17 protein-coding genes are annotated in these 17,556 nt (G+C 59.8%); 6 read left to right on the top strand and 11 right to left on the bottom strand.

The window, feature by feature from the left end:
• Nucleotides 1-78: 78 nt before the first annotated feature.
• From ABDK74_RS13465 to ABDK74_RS13445, 5 genes are all read right to left on the bottom strand, one after another.
• Complete coding sequence (locus ABDK74_RS13465; RefSeq protein ID WP_346004281.1) at nt 79-927, bottom strand: hypothetical protein; 849 nt, start codon at nt 925-927, stop codon at nt 79-81.
• Between the two features lie 237 nt (nt 928-1,164).
• Nucleotides 1,165-2,523, bottom strand: a complete 1,359-nt coding sequence (locus ABDK74_RS13460) for an O-antigen ligase family protein (RefSeq protein WP_346004280.1) — start codon at nt 2,521-2,523, stop codon at nt 1,165-1,167.
• A 4-nt stretch (nt 2,524-2,527) separates the two neighbouring features.
• On the bottom strand, nt 2,528-3,892 hold the full coding sequence (gene repC / locus ABDK74_RS13455; protein WP_346004279.1) for a replication initiation protein RepC: 1,365 nt from the start codon (nt 3,890-3,892) through the stop codon (nt 2,528-2,530).
• A 377-nt stretch (nt 3,893-4,269) separates the two neighbouring features.
• Nucleotides 4,270-4,986 (bottom strand): transglycosylase SLT domain-containing protein, encoded by a 717-nt coding sequence (locus ABDK74_RS13450; protein WP_346004278.1) that lies wholly within the window; start codon nt 4,984-4,986, stop codon nt 4,270-4,272.
• A complete protein-coding gene (locus tag ABDK74_RS13445; protein WP_346004277.1) occupies nt 4,987-5,460 on the bottom strand; it encodes a hypothetical protein in 474 nt (157 codons plus the stop codon).
• 135 nt (nt 5,461-5,595) lie between these two features.
• Between ABDK74_RS13445 and ABDK74_RS13440 the strand changes: the two genes are divergently transcribed.
• Nucleotides 5,596-6,531 carry a DsbC family protein gene (locus ABDK74_RS13440; protein WP_346004276.1) on the top strand — a complete coding sequence of 312 codons (936 nt, stop codon included), beginning with the start codon at nt 5,596-5,598 and terminating at the stop codon, nt 6,529-6,531.
• A complete protein-coding gene (locus tag ABDK74_RS13435) occupies nt 6,528-6,980 on the top strand; it encodes a hypothetical protein (RefSeq protein WP_346004275.1) in 453 nt (150 codons plus the stop codon). Before ABDK74_RS13440 ends, ABDK74_RS13435 begins: the two co-directional genes overlap by 4 nt.
• Before the next feature lie 19 nt (nt 6,981-6,999).
• Here the strand turns inward: ABDK74_RS13435 and ABDK74_RS13430 are convergent, their stop codons facing one another.
• From ABDK74_RS13430 to ABDK74_RS13405, 6 genes are read right to left on the bottom strand one after another with little or no spacing between them, the layout of a single operon-like run.
• Entirely contained in the window at nt 7,000-7,308 is a 309-nt protein-coding gene (locus ABDK74_RS13430; protein WP_346004274.1) for a hypothetical protein, read from the bottom strand.
• Nucleotides 7,305-7,628 (bottom strand): hypothetical protein, encoded by a 324-nt coding sequence (locus ABDK74_RS13425; protein WP_346004273.1) that lies wholly within the window; start codon nt 7,626-7,628, stop codon nt 7,305-7,307. The genes ABDK74_RS13430 and ABDK74_RS13425 overlap by 4 nt, the downstream gene beginning before the upstream one ends.
• 12 nt (nt 7,629-7,640) lie before the next feature.
• A complete protein-coding gene (locus ABDK74_RS13420; RefSeq protein ID WP_346004272.1) occupies nt 7,641-9,896 on the bottom strand; it encodes a DotA/TraY family protein in 2,256 nt (751 codons plus the stop codon).
• 59 nt (nt 9,897-9,955) lie between these two features.
• Nucleotides 9,956-11,641: a hypothetical protein gene (locus ABDK74_RS13415; protein ID WP_346004271.1), complete on the bottom strand. Its 1,686-nt coding sequence runs from the start codon at nt 11,639-11,641 to the stop codon at nt 9,956-9,958.
• 21 nt (nt 11,642-11,662) lie between these two features.
• Nucleotides 11,663-12,838: a hypothetical protein gene (locus ABDK74_RS13410; protein ID WP_346004270.1), complete on the bottom strand. Its 1,176-nt coding sequence runs from the start codon at nt 12,836-12,838 to the stop codon at nt 11,663-11,665.
• Nucleotides 12,835-13,509: a hypothetical protein gene (locus ABDK74_RS13405; RefSeq protein ID WP_346004269.1), complete on the bottom strand. Its 675-nt coding sequence runs from the start codon at nt 13,507-13,509 to the stop codon at nt 12,835-12,837. Before ABDK74_RS13405 ends, ABDK74_RS13410 begins: the two co-directional genes overlap by 4 nt.
• A gap of 395 nt (nt 13,510-13,904) precedes the next feature.
• On the opposite strand from ABDK74_RS13405, the gene ABDK74_RS13400 reads away from it, so the two are divergent.
• The 4 genes from ABDK74_RS13400 to ABDK74_RS13385 are packed head-to-tail and all read left to right on the top strand — an operon-like array spanning nt 13,905 to nt 17,487.
• Nucleotides 13,905-14,663, top strand: a complete 759-nt coding sequence (locus ABDK74_RS13400; protein WP_346004268.1) for a hypothetical protein — start codon at nt 13,905-13,907, stop codon at nt 14,661-14,663.
• Nucleotides 14,663-15,310, top strand: a complete 648-nt coding sequence (locus ABDK74_RS13395; protein ID WP_346004267.1) for a DotI/IcmL family type IV secretion protein — start codon at nt 14,663-14,665, stop codon at nt 15,308-15,310. Before ABDK74_RS13400 ends, ABDK74_RS13395 begins: the two co-directional genes overlap by 1 nt.
• Nucleotides 15,311-16,237: a DotH/IcmK family type IV secretion protein gene (locus ABDK74_RS13390; protein ID WP_346004266.1), complete on the top strand. Its 927-nt coding sequence runs from the start codon at nt 15,311-15,313 to the stop codon at nt 16,235-16,237.
• Complete coding sequence (locus tag ABDK74_RS13385) at nt 16,234-17,487, top strand: DotG/IcmE/VirB10 family protein (RefSeq protein WP_346004265.1); 1,254 nt, start codon at nt 16,234-16,236, stop codon at nt 17,485-17,487. Before ABDK74_RS13390 ends, ABDK74_RS13385 begins: the two co-directional genes overlap by 4 nt.
• Nucleotides 17,488-17,556 lie beyond the last annotated feature (69 nt).

Below are 17,556 nucleotides of genomic sequence, written 5' to 3'. Positions count from 1 at the left end.
TATCGACGATGTAATTCGATAGTAGCATGCTACCCAAAAACAACGCAGCCGACGCTATTACCGCAATATATTCCAACATTATCGCCCCCCCCTCGAAAGAGCTGCCTTATTGGCGGCAACAGCCTTCTGCGAACTGATCGAGTTCAAATCATCCGCCGTTGCATCCGCCCGAACCGTGGCCCTGCCCGTCTGAACCTGCTGCAACCCGGTCGTCGCCTCCTGTGCCATGTTATCCAGGCTGATCGCGCCAGCGGCTTCCGCAGCCTTCGGTGCAACGGCCTTTTCATAGATGATTGGTGCGCCATCGGCCGTCGTGGTTGGGGCACCCGGAGCGGGTGCTGCAGCCTCAACAGGCGCAGGCGCAACAGCAACCGGCGTGATGCTCACAGGCTGGTCGGGCTGTGCTGCTGTCACCTCCGCCTGAAGAGACGGTACAGCCGGTGCTGCGACAACAGGCGTGCTGTACGCCGTGCGGTTAATGATCAGGTGATCGGGGCCGGTGGAATCTGTCGGATCCTTGTCATAGATGTCGACCAGCTTGTCGTTACTGCCAAAGCAGAACAGAACCGTATGCAACTGCGGACGGGTGCCAGCCTTCACCGGTGCCCAGATGACCTGCGCCAACCCAAGGGTTGCAACACTGGTGACAACTTCACCCGCCTTCATGGCAGCGCGGCCGCCAGCCGTCAGGCCGGTCGTGTAAATCTTGTAGATATCGCAGGACCGACCGTTTTTCTGGATCGTACCCTCAGCCTTACCGACCGTGCTGACAACGCCAAACCGGTCCGTGTTCTGATTGAACTGACTGAGCAGCACGGGCTCAGGCGCGGGCATCCCGCTGCTGCAGGCCGCCAGAAGCAGAAGGGCAGAGCTGGAGAAAAGTGTTTTTGAAATGGCTTTCAGTGTCATGACGGACCTGTCGATCACGGTCCCCGCCTGACAAACGGGGACACAGTATGTTGCGTTAGGAAAAGTAATAACCGATTGCTCTTATACGTCAATAAGCGATTTCGGTTATTATCAAATTGACACTGTGCCCCCCTGCCGTGTAGCGAGGGTTCATGGGAAGACCACCACTCGATATCAAACTCACATCCGTGCGCCTGAATTCCTCCGCGCGAGAGCGGATCGTCCGTCTTGTCGGACAAGGAGGCATGGCGGAGTTTATCCGGGAGGCCGTTGAGAAAGAGTTAAAGCGTCGCGAGCAGTCTCTTCGACGTCAGGGCGATCCGCCTTCAGATCCCTGACGGCTTCTGCCAGCCCTGCCCCCAGAAGCAGAAAGGCAATCCCGCCAAGCGGCATGTTCAGAAAAGCGCTCTGTGACGACAGAGGCCACTCATGCAGAACAGCGGCCCCGAAGAGACCGACACGCCAGGCAATCTCCGGTGCGGCAAGAACGACCTGCCTCCTGGCAGTTCGTCCCAGAACACGCCACCAGCTTCCGATCATCGCGACGAACAGGACGGCTCCCGGAAATCCACTGTTAGTGGCGGCTTCGAGCACATGATTATGGGTGTGCTGAACACACACAGCCACCCCGCCTCCATCCGGTTGGAGATGGCTCGGACCCGGCTTCAGAAACACCTCAGAACGGCAGTAGTGCCGGAACGCATCGTCCCCTAACCCCATGACCGGATGCGCTTCGATCATCACGGCCGCGCGGTTGTAAATCTGCCCATACGGAGAGCTGGCGAAGTGGGTAAGCTGGGTGTGTGTCTTTGTCACCAGATGACCGAAAGCGTCCGGGGACACGAACGCCAGAAGTCCAATGAGAACCGGACTGGCAACCAGAAGCGCGAGTGCAGGGCGCCGCAGGGTCGGGAGCACCATGGCACAGACCCCTGTTCCGAGAAGAAATGTTGCCAGGGACATCCGCTGGCCAGCCAGCACCAGCAAACCGAGAACCGGCAGAAGAGCTGCACCCGTCAGAAGCGCTTTTTGCCAGGAGCGTGTCGCCCGCTGTCCCAACAGCGCCCCCACAAACAGGGCAGCCGGAAGACCTAGCAGTGCGAAAGGCGCAGACACGCGCGGCTTGTCGTAAGGCCCGGTGAGTGTCCCATCCCCAAATCGCGGATTGCCAAACAGGTTATGGCCCGTGACCGCCTGAAGCAGCATTTGCGCTCCCAGATACAGCACGCAGGCGACAACCAGACGGCGACACCATGTCCGGGTCCAGGAATCCTGCAACGTCCAGAACGCCAGAGCGAACGCCGCGACCGGAAAGCGGATGGCCAACAGCGCCTGGGTGAAACTGGCAGTCGCCTCTGCTGGAACTGGCACCTGACGTGGCAGGGAACACAGGACCAGCCATGCCCACCAGACAAGGGCCGGCCAGACGAAACCCTGACGACACCAGCGCCACTCGCGGGTCAGGGCGCTCCGAAGCAGAAATCCGACCGCGAGCCCATCCAGACAGCCCTCGGCGAGACCGCGCCCATGCACCAGAAACAGCGGCAGAACCAGAGTGGTCAGTGTGCCGAGACGATCCAGAACGCGCAGAAGAGTGGGCTTTTCAAACATCATCCTGTCAGATCCAGCTCGCTCGCATTTTCGGTCCCTGCACGCTTACTGCGGCCATTGAGACACCGGCCTCGGCCAGCATTCCCACTTCCCGGGTGCGATGATCCCGCAGTGCATACAGGCTGCGATCAAGGAACAGGGTGTTTCGTGCCCCGCGTTCGATCAGGGCGCGGAAATAGGCATCCCGGAACCGGATGACAGCGCCCCGCTCCAGCCGGGACGCCATGACGATGACGGCGACGGCCGCCTGCAACCGGCCGAGGACGACGCAAGCCTGCGACCAGGCATGACAGGTTACACCCACCTGCCCTGACAGATACTCGGCGGCCTCGATCAGCTGCTCGGCACTCGGTCGACCGGTGGAACAAGGATCCCGCAGACTGCTGCAGATTTCGAGATAGAACGTCGCCGTGCCCTTGAAACCGCGCAACGCTGTCCGGTCATACACGCTCGAACGGTTGGTTCCGGAACTCGGCCCTTCACACCGCATGGGTTCAATGCGAATGCCGCCATCGGCGGCTACGTGGTCTACTTTTTTAGAAGTTTGAATGTTTTTAGTATCTGTATAGTGGGCCCCGTTTTGAGGACCCATGGGCCTCATTTCTGCTGGATACGACGTTGAAAAAACAGCGTTTTCCACAGGCGCGTTATCCGGCCCGGATTCAGGCTCGGCGCACTGCCCGGCCAGAGCCGCAGAAAGGGCCAGCATCTCCCGGTACAGCCCCTCCAGAGTGCCGAGCTGGACCGTCCTCAGACGGCTGCGCATGATCCCCACTGCTTGCTCAAGGATGGGCTCCAGTCCGAGAGTTTCTGCCTGTGCGCGGACCGTGTCGTTCAGGCTGGCAATGTTGTCACGCAAAAAGGAGACGCGCTGGCGCAGTCGCCGCTGTTCCGCGCTCAGGGCCAGCAGATCCGGCCAGCGATAGCGCAGGGACGCTAGATTGAAGCCAACCTGTGTCTGGCCCTCCTCCGCCTGCCATCGTCGGCCACGCTGTCCGTTGCGTCCGTCCTGCGGCACCAGAAGCCGCGCTTCCGCCAGCTCCCGGATGTGCCGCTGCAGCGTGCTGCGCGACAGTCCTGTCCAGGACATGAGCGTGGTGTTGTGCGCATAGATGAAGGGTGTCTCAAGCGCCGTCCAGGCGTCCGGAGCGGTCTTCTCTACCATGATAATCAGCGTCGAGGCTGCTCCCCGGCTGACAGGCAGGACACCGCGGAGGGATTTCAGCATGTTCAGCATATCCCGCTTGCCGGGCTCGGCCGGGACGGGGGTGGTCAGTTCGTCGCGTGCGGCCAGCATGGCCTCACTGATCCGGCGTCGGCCACGTCGTGTGCACGGGGCCTGCGCCCTCTGCGTCTGTGCAGAATGCTCCATTGATCGGTCCGGTCTGGGGGTGAAGGGACCACCTCACGGCCGGACACCAGACAAAACGCTCCCGTTCGCAATTTAGTGCTTGCGTTTCGAAAAGAGCTGACGCTAGATGAAGTTAACGAATTCGACATCTAACGAGTGTTTTGCCGGAGCCCTGGCTCTTCCGATTTGGCGATCGGAGGAGGCGGGGTTTTTGGTTTGTGGGCGCTACGTCATCGGGGGTCCTCTGGATCGACTCGCTGGCGCCGCCCACAGGGACGTCTCCAGACATCCGGGCATCGTGCCTCCGTTCGGGCGCTGGAACAACCTCGAAAGCGCGCTGACAGCGAAAAAATTGAGTAAAAACGGGCGTTTAGTGTGTCCATTTTGGCGCGCTATTTTCAACTTGTGACGGCCTCCGAAGCCCCGCTGCCCATCCGGCTGGCCACCGTCTGCTGGTACTGCCCCACCGTCCAGCTGCTCATGTTGTTGGCTGCCAGAGCCTTGGCCGACACGAACTGGCTGAGAGGCGCGTTGGGATTCGAAGCCGTCGCAATGGCCGATCCTGCTTTGGTGCCGAACATGTAGGCCCCATACACCTGTGTCCCTGTCGCAGGCGCCCCCGTTGCCCGACTCACCGTAGAGGCATAGTCGCTGATGATGGCGCTCGCGACTTTCGCCTGGGCGACAGGATCGGACCGGTCTGCCGTACTCAGCCCAAGTCTGGAGGCATACTGGTTCCAGGTGCCGTCTGTGACCTGCCACACCCCCTGTGCGCTCGAGGACGTATTCCCGACATTCTGGAAATGGCTCTCGATCTGCCCGAACGCCGCCAGCGTGTCCGGATTGATCCCGGCCGCCTGCGCCGCAGCCACCGCGTCCGCCCCATAGGTCTGGGCCATCAGTGTTGCAGAGGCTTCCGCCGTACCCCATGCGCCCTGATACGAGGATGTGGCGGTGGGTCCGCCAGTCGTCGTAGAGGACGATGGCCGTGTGAAGACGGGCGATCCAGGTTCCGGATTGACTGGGACGATCTGCTCAGGAACCGCCCCGCGAGCCAGACTGACGGTGCCCGCGGTTGCGACTGCCAGGAGAAGTAAGGGGCGTGCGGCGTTCACTTACTTGGCCGGATAATCGAACAGGACCATGCCGGCCGCATTCTCACCCGTGACAACGCAGTTTCGGGACGCGCCGTCCACGAGCGGACGATAGGCCACGACATCGGCCTCCGGAATCCAGGCAAAGGTCGTTCCCGAGCGCAGAACCTGCCGCCAGCCCTGAAAGACCGTGTCCGTCACGGCGATCTGCGGAGCGGCTGTTCCAACATGGACCGCACCACGACGCGGCTCGGCAAAAAGCGGCTCGAAGTCGTGGGCGGGACTGCGACAGGTCACGGGAACCGGCGTGGCGTGCAGCGTCTGCGGGGCCTGCGTGACTGTCGGGGGCGGACCCCAGTTGCGAGAACCGAGTTCCGACTGACGCTCCTGCGACAGCCTGTCCAGCTGCTCCGGCGTCAGATGCTGCGCTGAGGCCTGGGACACCAGAGGGGCCGCCAGCGAGACACAGACGGCGAGCCAGAAGCGAAAGCGCATGGTGCAGAATCCTTTAGAAAGTACCTCCCCATAGTCTGACCGATCCGAATGTGAGTGCGAACACGACCCTGATTGACGCGCCCGGATCGCACTCACATGGGCGCCTGGCATGATGTCCGCAGGAGGATCAAACCCATGCGCTCTTTCATCCCGATGCTGATGCTCGGGCTCCCCGCTGTTGCTCTCGGAGCCTCGACCTGCCCCGCCGCGGAGCCAATCCGTGCTGCTGGTGGCCCGCCCCCTTCAAGGCCAGTACCTGTTATGCCGGAGATGGGGCCAACGATGGCCGCCGCCGACATTGCAGCCTCACCCGCTTTGACCCGCCTTGCGAGCCAGGGGGCGCAACTCTATCGGCTGAAATCCGAGCACGGTCTTGAGGCGGTCTTCGCACGGAGCGGCACGCAGTTCCGTGTCTTTTACCTCACACCCGATCATCTGGCCGAAATCGGAGGGGTCATGTGGGATGCGACCGGTCATAACATCACGCGCGACCAGGTCTCATCGATCCCGGGTGCAATCCCAACCGTGCAATGGAATCCCTCGGGCTCCGGTCCGGGCTCAAGGCCGGGCGCAGCATCAGGAACGACTGCACCTCCTGCAGTGGATCCTGTTGAGCGCGTGAAAGCGGTTGCCTTCGGGCTTGAAGGACAGGACACGGCACCCCGCGTCTATATGTTTATCGATCCGCTGTGTCCGTTCTCAACCCGTGCCTACGCGGCCCTGAAGCCTGCTGTTGCTTCCGGCCGGCTACAGCTTGCGATCGTCCCGGTCTCGATCAACGATCATGAGAACAAGGGGGCCAGTACGCCGGCTGCGCAACAGATGCTCTCTGCAAAACCGCATGACATGGCTACACTGTGGAACCAGATCGATGATCTTGGTCACGCTGTTCCAGGGCACGCGACCTCAGACACGGCGGGCGCCAGCCTGATGCTGAATCTCTCTGCCGCTCATGCGATCGGTCTGAGAGGAACGCCAACCTTCGTGTGGAAGGATCGAAATGGCATTCCACATGTCGAGGCAGGACTGCCAGACGATCTTGATGCGTTTCTCGCGAGCCTTCACGCATGAGCCTTCGTCCGACAGTGAAGCAGCGGGCCGGACGAGCCGCGTTATGGCTCGTCCTTCCGTTTATCTGTGCGCTGAGGCCGGGTCTGCGCACGGCGCAGCAGGGTCTTCGGATCCTTCAGGACGTTCCCGTGATCCAGCCCGTGGACCAGACGACGTTCGAGGACCAGCCTGCCCTGTCCCCGCAAATGGCTGCAATCCGTAAGCGAACCCGGACCCTGGGGCGACTGTATGGCACGCTCTGTCTGCTGGCGAGCCTCTGGTGGGTGATGATCCTCATGTGGAGCGGTGGTGCCGCTTTCAGCGCGTCCTGCGTGGAAGCGCTCGCCTGTGCGATTGTTCTGGGAAGCCAGTTTGTTATTCAGGGTTTCTCAAACTGGCAGGCCCGGACGGGACGCGCCGGAAAACTCTCGGAGTATCTTTCGGACGGGCGGCTGCTCTGGCCTCGGTGAGGCCAGTCTCCGGGACGTCTCAGAACGTTCCGGCCTGGGCGGCTTTGCGGTCAATCGACCAGGCGGCCTTTTCATAATCAGGGCGATCACCCTGATCGACCGGGTCATTAGGTTTGACAATGGTGCCGGCGCGGGTGGCCAGCGCCGGACGCCAGGTCACGGGCGCAGAGCCATAGGGCGCATAAGGATCGTAAAGCGGCTGCTTCACCTTGGGTGGTGATGGCACATTGTAAGACGAGAGCGAACGGATGTTGCCGTGAGCGCAGGCTGACAGGCTGCACAATAAAGCCAGGCCAGCGAGACTCTGCTTCAGAGTGACAACGCTCAAGAGCCGTTACCCTTTGCTTTTAGTTTGGCTTCGAGTACGGCAACACGCGCTTCGGCCTTCTCGGCGCGACCTCGCCACAAGTCGCGAGTTTCGCGTCCCCAAGTCCGCCACTCGTTACGGTTCCGTTCCATTTCATCAAGGCCACGATTAGCTACCCTGAGTTCTTCGGCTAGTGCATCATACCGCCTGACAAGGTCGTTATGAAGATCTACGACCTGATTATAGGCTGCCAGGGGAACCGACTTGCCGGCAGCCTGTGCCATTCTTTCGGTAGCCTGCGTAATGCGGCAGAGCTGACCAAACTCCAGAATGTCTGCCATTATCCGTTTTCCTTAATCCTCGGCGCGGCCAGAGATCTGCATGAGAGCTCTGGTGGTAGAGTCTACTGGCTCTGTAGCGCCCTTGTCGACGGTATTCTGGGTATTTCCGATTGCACTCACATCCGACACGGTCTGTTGGGCAATATTTGCCACCTTATCTGTAGGGGCGGCGATCCCCCGGCCGGTTGATTTGTCATTAAAGTCATCACTGTCCACACGACCGATACTCGTCATGCCCGCCATCGCAGGGATGTGGTGTGGCAGGGTCGAAATCAGCCTGAAACACATGACGGCGATGCTCATCTCCATCGTGACGAACATGCAGAGCAGGACGATCAGGCCAATAAAATTGTCCAGAAGCCAGCCACGCTCAAAGACGAACCCGGTGGCAATCGAGAATGCCTTCATGACCAGCCAGGAGATCGAGGCGAAGATCGTGTAACTGAGCACGAGACCCGCAATCATCATTACCGGGCGAAAGAGAATTGTGAACAGCACTTCATAGCCACGGTTTCCGCGGCCATGAAGGCCCTCTCCCTGAAAGACCAGATGGGCCAGCATCCACAGCGGAACGCCCACCACGGCTTCGACCACGACGATGTACCATCCCGCCACACCTGCCATCCAGTAAGCAAACGGGGTCATCGGGAGGACGTAAGCAAGCGTAATGCCGGGCGCAAGCAGGAAAAAGGCAGCCGCAAAGACAGGTGTAAGCAGAGCTTTGATCAGACCGCTCAGTGCGAAGCTGCCCGCGGATGCAATGGCAGCCGGGACATCCCCGGTGGCAAGATTGGCCGCTGTCGCGAGCCCCGCCCCCGTCTTGCTACTGAGCACCGCAGCACCCCCAATAATCGCGAGCGCGGTGTGAATCAGAAGATGGCCAAGCCCGATCATTGCCCCCAGAGGATCGGTCCAGTCACTCCCGGATGTTGGCGACAGGAGATGATTGACGATCAGCGTCATGACCCCGTTCGTAATGCCGAGTGCCTGTAGAACACGGTCTAGAGCGGATTGCCCGGAACTGGGTAAAGCTGCGTTGTTAAAGAGCCTCGTCGCCCCATTGGGCGCACTGGCGCTGTCCGACGTGGCCAGCTTCTGCTCTTCCGCAGCCTGATACTGCTCGATCGCGGTGATCGGACCCGCAAGGTCCCTGGAGAGGAATGACCCCAATCCCTGCCAGCTTGGCAGAGTCACCGAGGGGACGATGGAGGACATGGACAGCACCTCTGCATTGAGGCGCGAGATCTCAAGGTAGTAAGCCCCCAGCCCGCTCCAGCCGAGGTTTTTCATAGCCACATAGCCGGCATCACTTGAGCCGTTACCATCTGAGGAATACTGCGCACGGATCTTGCTGATCATTGCCGTGGCCGCTTCACTCAGCGCGGAGGAATAGGCCGTATTCTGTGCAGTCAGAACCGCATCCATGGAGCGAAGGGCCGTCACATCCCGCGTCTGCCAGATCGTATCCGCGAGAGACGACATGGGCGTGCGCACCGCGCTGATCAGATCCTGAAGCGCTTTGACCTGTTTGGTGCCAACATCTGTCAGATCAAGATTTGACCCGAGCATCTGCTGCTCAACCTGCTGCGGGATCGTCACCGAGATGCTGCCGCAGGTTGCCGCAGCCGTCGCCTCGCCTACGGCAAGGCTGTAATCGACCGTCACTGGCGAACCATTGCCTGGGTTTGAAACCTTTGGTTCAGGCATAAGGTCAGAATTGTTCGAGGCTTTGTTGACCAGGGCGCGGCAGAGTTCGCTTTCCATCACCGCCATGACAACCTGCCTGGTCCCAGGAATGATCGGTTCTGCAAGCGGCAAAGCGTCCGGGCCGATGGACTTGGCCACAACATCCGTCAGATTGCGGGCCATCCCGATCGCCGTCTTCGCACCCTGCACGACGAGCGCCTGCCCCACCGAGAAGCCACCATTTGCAGGGATCGGCACCATCAGCCCGAGGGCCACAACAACGCGCAGCGGCACCCAGCCGGAGAAGCTTGCAGAGAAAATCTTTCCGCTTTCCGCTGTCTTATGAACCTGCAGGATGGAGGCATAGCTGATCCAGAACGCCGCAATCAGCATCGCATAGGCCGATATATACTGCAGCATTGTGCCCGTGGCTGTCTCTGTGCCCCCTGACATCGGGAAGAGACTGTCGAGCACACGGGCGGACCAGTCATCGCCCGCGCTCAGATTGCTCCAGCTCACGCTGTCTGCCGTGGTTCCGGCAGAGGCGGTTCCCATAGTGACCGTGAGGGCAACGACTGTCATGGTGACCGTCCGGAAATGCCGGGACGCTCGAAGGAACTGCATGAACTGGTGCATCGTGTTCAGACCTCAGGGCTCGGGCTGTTATCGCGACTTTGCTCCTGACCCTGCTTTCGATCTTTGGTAAAAAAATCATGGAAACGGTCCACCAGACGCTGCAGAGCCGCGCCAACTTCCTTCAGAAAGTCTTTGCCCGGCTCCTGGCCCGGAAGAGATTCCAGCTTCTTGCCAACACTGGCAGCGGTTTCCTCTGCGCTCTGCACAGTGGGTTCACTCAAAGCATCCCGCCTGGAGGCTTCAACACCCAAGATCTCGACTTCCTTGCCCAGTCTCTGAGACGATTTGCGCAGTTTTTCCCAAGACTCTGCAAAGCCGGGCGTTTTCTCGAGGGACGCGGTGAGCTGCGCGCGAAGCGCCTTATGACTCCCCTCCTCGGTCATGCCTGCAATGACAGAACGCTCTGACTGGCCGGGCTCTGATGCGGCTTTACTGAAGACTTCAAAGAACTCATGGCCCACACGCTTGAGCGTGCCAAGATCTTCCTCGACCTCACGGGCCGCCGCCTGGACTTTCCGGGCCCGGTCCAGGATCTGGCGCTCGTCGCTCTTGCCTACCAGACCACTCATAAAGTCGGCCAGTCCACGACGATTGGTCGCCGTGGCGGTGGTTGGCGCAACTTTCGCATCAGGCTGGTTTAGTTTGCTCTCCGCCTTCGGTTTGTTGTCCTCGACCGCTTGATCAGCGTCAGGGTGAGGTGTCCGGGCGCCGGCATTAGCGCGTGTAGGTGGCTTCTTAGCGTCGTGAGGCTCTTCTTTTTCCGCTTGGTCGGCGTTGCCCTGATCCTCATGCTGCATCGCACGATCTTCTTGTGCAGGATTTTGCGACACCGGGTCTTTCACGTCTCCCGGCTGCTCAGAAGGGCGAAGATCTCCCTGGAACTCCTCATCGTCCCGAAAAGGACCTGCCTCTTCTTCAAGAGACTGTAGATATCCTTCGTCCTCAAACGGGTCATTCGAGGGCAGGCGCGGCTCAAGGATCTCGTGCTGTGTCCGGGGCGCCTGCTGAGGCTCGTGGGAGGTGTGTTCACTTTCCACGACAGGAGGCTCAGGCTCCGTTACGGTTGGTTGGGTCATGTCAGCAGAAGCCGGTTGCTGTACTTCAGGAGAGGCTTCCCTCACAGGCGCGGGCTGTGGCGTCGATGTCTCCACGGGGTCCGGCTGTTGTGCATCTGGTCGAGGTGACGGCTCCGGCTCGGTCTGTCGCGCGCGGGCAGGAGTGGCCGACAGAGCCATGGTGATGCGATAGTCCAGAACGGCAGCCAGCCGTGCAGCGGCAACAGACGCCTGGTCTTCCGGAGACATTTCGGACATCTCCAGCGCTGTTTTACGGAGATCACGGACAAGATCCCGATCTTCAAGGGAGCCAGCCTGCGCCAGCATCGCTTTGAGTTCTTCGTTCTCCAGCCCCGGCAGATCTGTGCCATGAGCCTTCAGGCCGGCCGCCAAAATGGGAGGGATCTGCGGCTCTGCGCCGGTTCCACTCCAGGCTTTCCAGTCCTGGACAAGCCACGCCACCTGAACGGTGAACTTGGGATCGCTTTCCAGTCCCGGGTTTTCCCGCAGACGCGCGGTCAGGTCAGAGAGATTTTGTGCAAGCCCGCGCTCTGCTGCGGGGATGGTCGACTGCTGAGCATCAAGGGCCTGCAGGACGTAGCCTAACGGTCCTTGCTGAGTGAGAGTACCCGACATGGTCATTCCTATTCGAGATGTTCAGGGGAGTGTTGGGGTAGGAACCGGCAGAGGAGACACAGCCCGAAGCCGTTGTTCAGCAGACGTCGCGAGCCTGTTGGCTTCCATCAGCGCCCGGGTCTGGTCCAGTTTGAACTGCTGCCAGGCAATCCAGTTACGCTGCGCGTCCAGCAGAGCGATCTGGACAAGAACCGACTTGTCGGAGGGCATCGCCTGCAGGTCTGCCTGCCAGTCTGTGCCACTGTACTTCCGGTTGATTTCCAGCTCGGTGGCTTCGCTTTCCGAGCCAACTGAGGTGTTGGTATAGCCCTCACGGACCGCCTCAGCTTTCTGGGCGGCACTCAGGGTCACGGTGTTCGCGTGCCACCCGATAATGTCGTCTCCGACGTGGTGGGCGAGCGAAATGGCAGCATTGTAGGCACGGCGGCCCGGGAGGGCAGACTGTCCATCTACCGAGGTGAGAGCACTCCCTCTCAGTGCTGCCGGAGCAACCGGCTGGATCAGTGTCGTGACGTAGTCATTGGCACGGTCGATCGAGGCCTGATCCTGATATGCCGGTGGCGTTAGGAGGCTGGTGGCGTCCTGATCTGCATTCTGCTGATCGGTAGAGGCAAGCGAGCAAATTCCAGCGTCCGCTTCTGCATCTGAGCAGTAAAGCGTAAAATGGCGGTTGTTGTTGGCCTGCGCGCCCTGCCCTGCACCTTCCCAGGACGGCGTTCCTTTCCCGGCCTGCGTGCGCTTGTCCTTGCCGCTATCGAGTGCAGTCGCGACGGCGGCGCCGTTTCGCGCCGCAACAACGGCAGCCTGACCGCCTTCAAGATTAAGGCAATCCTGCCGGTTGGTCGCATGGTTGTCGCGCTGCTGAGCCGCCCGGACGTCTCGGGCAAGTTCGGCCTGAACCATGTTGTTGGCGTCTGCGATCTGTTCCTGTGCCCCCACCTGCGCCTTCATGTAATTGCTCAGCTGGGTGAAGCCATCTCCAAGACTGCCATTGATGAGGCCAAGCGTACTGTTCAGGACTTTCTGGGCCGTCGTGATGACACTGTTCATCGCGCCCTGAAGCGTGCTGATCGCGCCCACAATCGCGGCTGAATCAAAAAAGGCATAAGCCGGCTTCGGGGCCGCGACGGTTGCAAGGGTGAGAACCAGAAGGCTGGCGCCTCCGAGGCGTCCGGCTCTTTCAAGAAGGCGCTTCATTGCGTCACCCGGGATATGCCAGTGCTCGAGCCAATCGCCTCAAAACTGTACCCGGACGGAAGCTGACTCTGACCAGAGACATCCCAGCTTTGGCTGCCGGTCGTATTCGTCCCGGCATTGATCAGGCTGTCGCCCCCGCCGCCGAAACTCAGGTTGGGGCAAAAGCTCCCTGCCCCAAGGCCAAGATTGAAGTTCGTATCCAGACCCGTCACAGAGAGACCGCAATGGGCAGAACTCTGGAGACTGTCCCATTCTGAGGAGAGCTGGGAGCAGATCTTGCCCATCGCCGCCTCGGCAAGTGATGCGACATTCAGTTTACTCGTTACGACATCCAGTCCGACACCGTTGAAGAAGTTTCCCAGGCAGGTGAATTTCGTCACGGACTTAGGCTGATGAATCGTTGCGTCGTCTGCCTTCAGGTCTGCAGCAAGCCCGGTCGCGCCTGCCTGCACGAGTGTCTGGCAGCCGGAGGAAGAGTCTTCTGCGAAAGCAGGTGTCACCAGACTGAAGCTAAACGCGGCGATCAGCGGTACAACGGTCAGACGTGCGCTCTCTCGACACACTCTCATTGTGCAGCACCCCGAGGCGTCACCGAAGGCAAACTGCTCTGTTGTGAGACAGGCTTTACGAGAGGTCCAAGGATCTGCCTCGCGCTCTCTGCTGTCAGCCATCCGTCCCGGGGCTTTTCCTGCTCTCTCGTCTCACCAGACACCTCGACCCTCCAAAGCGGTTTCCATCCTGAGAGATAATAGAGGTGGGGGATGTGAGTGCGTGCCCGGTCTGTCGCGGTGGCAGGAACGGGTTGGCAACCGAAAAACGTCTTTGCGAGACATTCCGAAGCCGGAACGGGAAGCTACAAAAATCAGATCGTGAGCCATGCAAAAATGGAATGGGGGTATTCCCCAGACGCGGACGCGGCCATTTTCCGGACTCCGCTGCCTTCTCCACGCACTGTTGCAAAAATACACGGTTCCCCAAAAACGACCCGTTGTTGGTAACATTTTGCGACGCGAGCGGTTAGGCTGTTTGACGATAGATTAACGCTTCGACGGATGTAAAGAATATCATGCAGGCAAGCATTGCAGAAATGGAGTTTCAAGGCGGAATGGTTCCACCGTGGATCGGTTTGCCGTTTAACAAGTTCTTCCGTCCTGTTGGGATCTTAAAAGAGTTAACAACAAGTAAAGAAATATCGTTAAAGCCGACGAAAACCAGAAGGCTATGGTCTCACGACGAGACGATGGAGCTGACGGTATCCTATCCGACGGACACCACGATCAAGGTCATTGCCGCGAAACTCGGGAGAAGTCCGCAGGCGGTTGCGAACAAGGCGAAGCGACTGGGATTGCGCCGTCCGCTGACGCTGAAGCGCCAACGTGCTGCGCAAGCTCGAAAAAATACCGACATCGTTAATGAGCGACACCACAGTCCTGCATCAGCAATACCGGGCGTCTTTCCTAAAACAGCGTCTGGAAGAGCCATCTGGAACACCCAGTCCCTGCATCTGCTGGCTGATCTGTGGAAGAGGCTCTATTCGCCTGCCTTTATCGCTGAATACTTCGGACTGAAGTATAATACCGTGTGCATGGCCGCTAAAAGGGCTGGGCTTCCAAGCCGGGCCGGTTTCACACTGTTACGCTCTTCTCCGACTGAAAACCCGTTTGCTGTTGCCGAAAATGCAACACTTGCCAGCCAGATGATCGCAAGGACCTTTGGCATCACGAACACAGTGTTTTTCCAGCATCCGAAGGATCGCCGCCAGCAACATTACAGCTACCTCGGCAGTCGTCTTGTCGAGCGCCGCGCATCGGGATGCTTTCACTGATGCGTAATGCGTCCGCTGCCATCAGCCGGAGACTTCTCGATCCGGAGTTCCTCCAACGCATCGTCAAGCGCGTTCTCATTGCCTTTTCGGGCAGTTTGGTCCTCAACGTCATTCTGGGACTGGCCCTTACCGTATCGGTAATGAAAACACCGCACGTCCGTTACATTTATCATGACTCGCTTGGGAAACCCCGGGAGCTGATCGTCACGGACCAGCCGTATTTTTCTGACTCCGAGGTCATCAACTGGGCAGCGAGTAAAGTCACCAATCTCTATACGATGGATTTCGTAAGTTACGCCAAGCATCTGGATGCCTCTGCGAAAGACTTCGACCTTCCCGCATGGAACGCCTGGGCTCAGTCCTTTTCCGGGCCGGGAAATATTGATTTCATCAAGGCCAAACGTGTCTTCCTGACCGCCACGCCGAAAAGTGCGCCATCGATACGATCCGAAGGAAAAACGAGAAGCGGCGATTACGAGTGGCACGTCTCATTTCCAATGCTGCTCAAATGGGAGAATGCCTCCGGCTCGACCACCAACCTTCTGTCGGTGGATGTGACGATCAGGCGCACCAACAGCCCCGAGCATCCTGACGGGCTTGTCATCACAGAACTCAACGCGCCTCGCGCCGCCGATAACGGGGGCTGAATGACCATCACAGTTAGAGCGGTCATCGGGCTTCTGCTGCTAGCAGGTCCCGAAACGGTGGTCTGCGCACAGACCACGCGGGACAGCAACGGCGCACCTCGGGTCGATCCCATTTATGAAGGCTTGCCGCCGCCTCCCAGCGCGATGCAACACTTCTATGACCGGGTCGATCAGGGCCAGAAGAACCTGGACGCAGCAGAAGATCCTCACCGTCTGGCCACCCCTGTGTCGCGGTCTGTGCGTATTTCCCTCGCCCCGGGTGCTCAGACCAATATCATCAGGATAGCGCAGGACTATCCCGCGGCGATCACGTTTCTCGATGAGACGGGTCAGGCATGGCCGATTGCCTGGGATATTGCCACCAATAAAAGCGGTGGCTGCGACGCTCATGGTCAGGGTCAGAACTCGGCCGTGCGCAGTGTCGGAATCAATGCCTGCGTTCCGGAGGCGGGCTCGAACGTCCTGCAGCTGACGCCCGTGTCGCGCTATGCTCATGGTGGTGTCCTGGTCAATCTCAAGGGCGCGCCAAAGCCGATCTCTTTCATGATCATCAGTGGAACGGGCGCCTATGACGCGGACCTGACGGTGCGGGTTGCCGCACGCGGTCCAAACGCGAAGGATGCGCCCAATTCCGAGCCCGACGCGCCAGCGACGGGTGATCGCAACCTCGAAGCCATGCTCGACGGCGCGGCACCGGCCGATGCCGTTCCGCTGCGTGTTTCCGGCGTCAGCCCGGACCGGATCCGGGCTTGGAAGCTCGGCGACAAGATGTACCTCCGCACGGATTACACGCCGATTTCTCCCGCCCCAAGCGCCCATGAGACCGAGTACGGCATCGGAATTTACGAAATCCCCGAGACATCAAACGTGCTCCTGTCTTCAGGCGCCCGGATCGTCTCTGCGACACTATCGGAGGACGGCCCGTGAGCGAAGCTCATCCAGAACCGGCCGCATCTGCAAGCGGCCTTGCCACCAGTTTCAAGGCGTCTCGTCGCCCGGCCTTCGCGGCCGCAGGCCTTCTCGTTTTTGCCGCGGGGGGATGGTACATGATGAGCCACGGCTCGACGCCAAAACCGAAGTCGGCGGCTTTGCAGACCCCAACTCTTGCGCCGCCAGCCGGCGGAAACAACCACTCCGACAAGCTCGACAACGCAACGCTTGAGAAGGAAAAGGCTGATGCCGACGCGGCCAAGGCCAGTGGACGATCTTTTGCAAGCGCGCTGACGACAAACAGGCCATTGGGGGACGATAAAGCCCCTCTGCTGGGTCGGATGCCTGGCACTGGTTCTGCATCAACTGCCGGCGTAATGCCCCCCGGAACGCCTCGGCCAGCGCCACCTCCGCCTCCTGCGATTAATCAGTTCACCCGCGCGCCGGAAGGCACAAAGGCTGCGTCTGACCGGCCCGCGAGCCGGGAGCGACTGCCAGGAGAACTCTCCGAAGCACAGGAGGTCGAGCTGTTGGCTGCGTGGAGCGGCAGGTCCGCTTCACTGGACATGGAACTTCCAGCAGAAACCGCGGCAACAGGTGGCCACAGGCAGGACAGCACGTCTTTCACTCAGGAGCCACAAGCGACCTCCTCAGGTGGAACCGGGTCACAGCAAAATGTGGCAACAGTGAAGCCGGCAACTCACAGGCTCCTTGCTGCCGGAAGAGGCGTCTATGGCCACTTTGTTCTTGGAATTAACAGCGACTATCCCGGAACACCGGTTCTCATCGAGATTGATTCAGGACCACTCACTCACGACAGGCTGTCGGGATCTTTCGAGCGTAAGGACGAGCGCCTGGTCATCAAGTTCGATAAACTCATGATCGGTGACAGCGATCCTCTGCCGGTTTCAGCCTATGCAGTCGCACCCGACACCATGGAAACCGGCCTGGCCTCGGAAGTTCACGAGCATCTCCCAACGCGTATCTTTCTTCCGGCCGCAGCGGCTTTTGTCGAAGGTCTCGGCAACGCGATGCAGAACTCAAACACAAACAGTGTGACCAGCGGGCTGGGCGTGAGTTCGTTCACGCATCTGACCCTGCCCCAACAGCTTGGTGTTGCTGCCGGACGGGCTGGACAGGAAATGGGCCAGATCCTGCAAAAGCAAACGCCTCAGAACCCCACAGTCCTTATTCATAAAGATGATCCTATCGGGGTTATTTTCGCAGAGCCGGTGGACGCCCCCTGACTGCACTCACAACGGCCTTTGGCATCCTGCAAGGACGACACAGGAGGGACCATTAGCATGCGAGGAAAC

It is taken from the genome of Gluconobacter sp. OJB (genome assembly GCF_039638275.1).
Lineage (GTDB): Bacteria > Pseudomonadota > Alphaproteobacteria > Acetobacterales > Acetobacteraceae > Gluconobacter > Gluconobacter cerevisiae.
The sequence above is the reverse complement of the archived record's forward strand: the minus strand, read 5'-3'. Positions and strand labels throughout refer to the sequence as shown.

Coding starts and splice junctions, on each gene's coding strand:
- ABDK74_RS13460 (WP_346004280.1), bottom strand. CDS start 2,523: ATGATGTTTGAAAAGCCCACTCTTCTGCGCGTTCTGGATCGTCTCGGC.
- repC (WP_346004279.1), bottom strand. CDS start 3,892: ATGGAGCATTCTGCACAGACGCAGAGGGCGCAGGCCCCGTGCACACGA.
- ABDK74_RS13445 (WP_346004277.1), bottom strand. CDS start 5,460: ATGCGCTTTCGCTTCTGGCTCGCCGTCTGTGTCTCGCTGGCGGCCCCT.
- ABDK74_RS13440 (WP_346004276.1), top strand. CDS start 5,596: ATGCGCTCTTTCATCCCGATGCTGATGCTCGGGCTCCCCGCTGTTGCT.
- ABDK74_RS13435 (WP_346004275.1), top strand. CDS start 6,528: ATGAGCCTTCGTCCGACAGTGAAGCAGCGGGCCGGACGAGCCGCGTTA.
- ABDK74_RS13425 (WP_346004273.1), bottom strand. CDS start 7,628: ATGGCAGACATTCTGGAGTTTGGTCAGCTCTGCCGCATTACGCAGGCT.
- ABDK74_RS13420 (WP_346004272.1), bottom strand. CDS start 9,896: ATGACAGTCGTTGCCCTCACGGTCACTATGGGAACCGCCTCTGCCGGA.
- ABDK74_RS13415 (WP_346004271.1), bottom strand. CDS start 11,641: ATGTCGGGTACTCTCACTCAGCAAGGACCGTTAGGCTACGTCCTGCAG.
- ABDK74_RS13410 (WP_346004270.1), bottom strand. CDS start 12,838: ATGAAGCGCCTTCTTGAAAGAGCCGGACGCCTCGGAGGCGCCAGCCTT.
- ABDK74_RS13405 (WP_346004269.1), bottom strand. CDS start 13,509: ATGGCTGACAGCAGAGAGCGCGAGGCAGATCCTTGGACCTCTCGTAAA.
- ABDK74_RS13400 (WP_346004268.1), top strand. CDS start 13,905: ATGCAGGCAAGCATTGCAGAAATGGAGTTTCAAGGCGGAATGGTTCCA.
- ABDK74_RS13395 (WP_346004267.1), top strand. CDS start 14,663: ATGCGTAATGCGTCCGCTGCCATCAGCCGGAGACTTCTCGATCCGGAG.
- ABDK74_RS13390 (WP_346004266.1), top strand. CDS start 15,311: ATGACCATCACAGTTAGAGCGGTCATCGGGCTTCTGCTGCTAGCAGGT.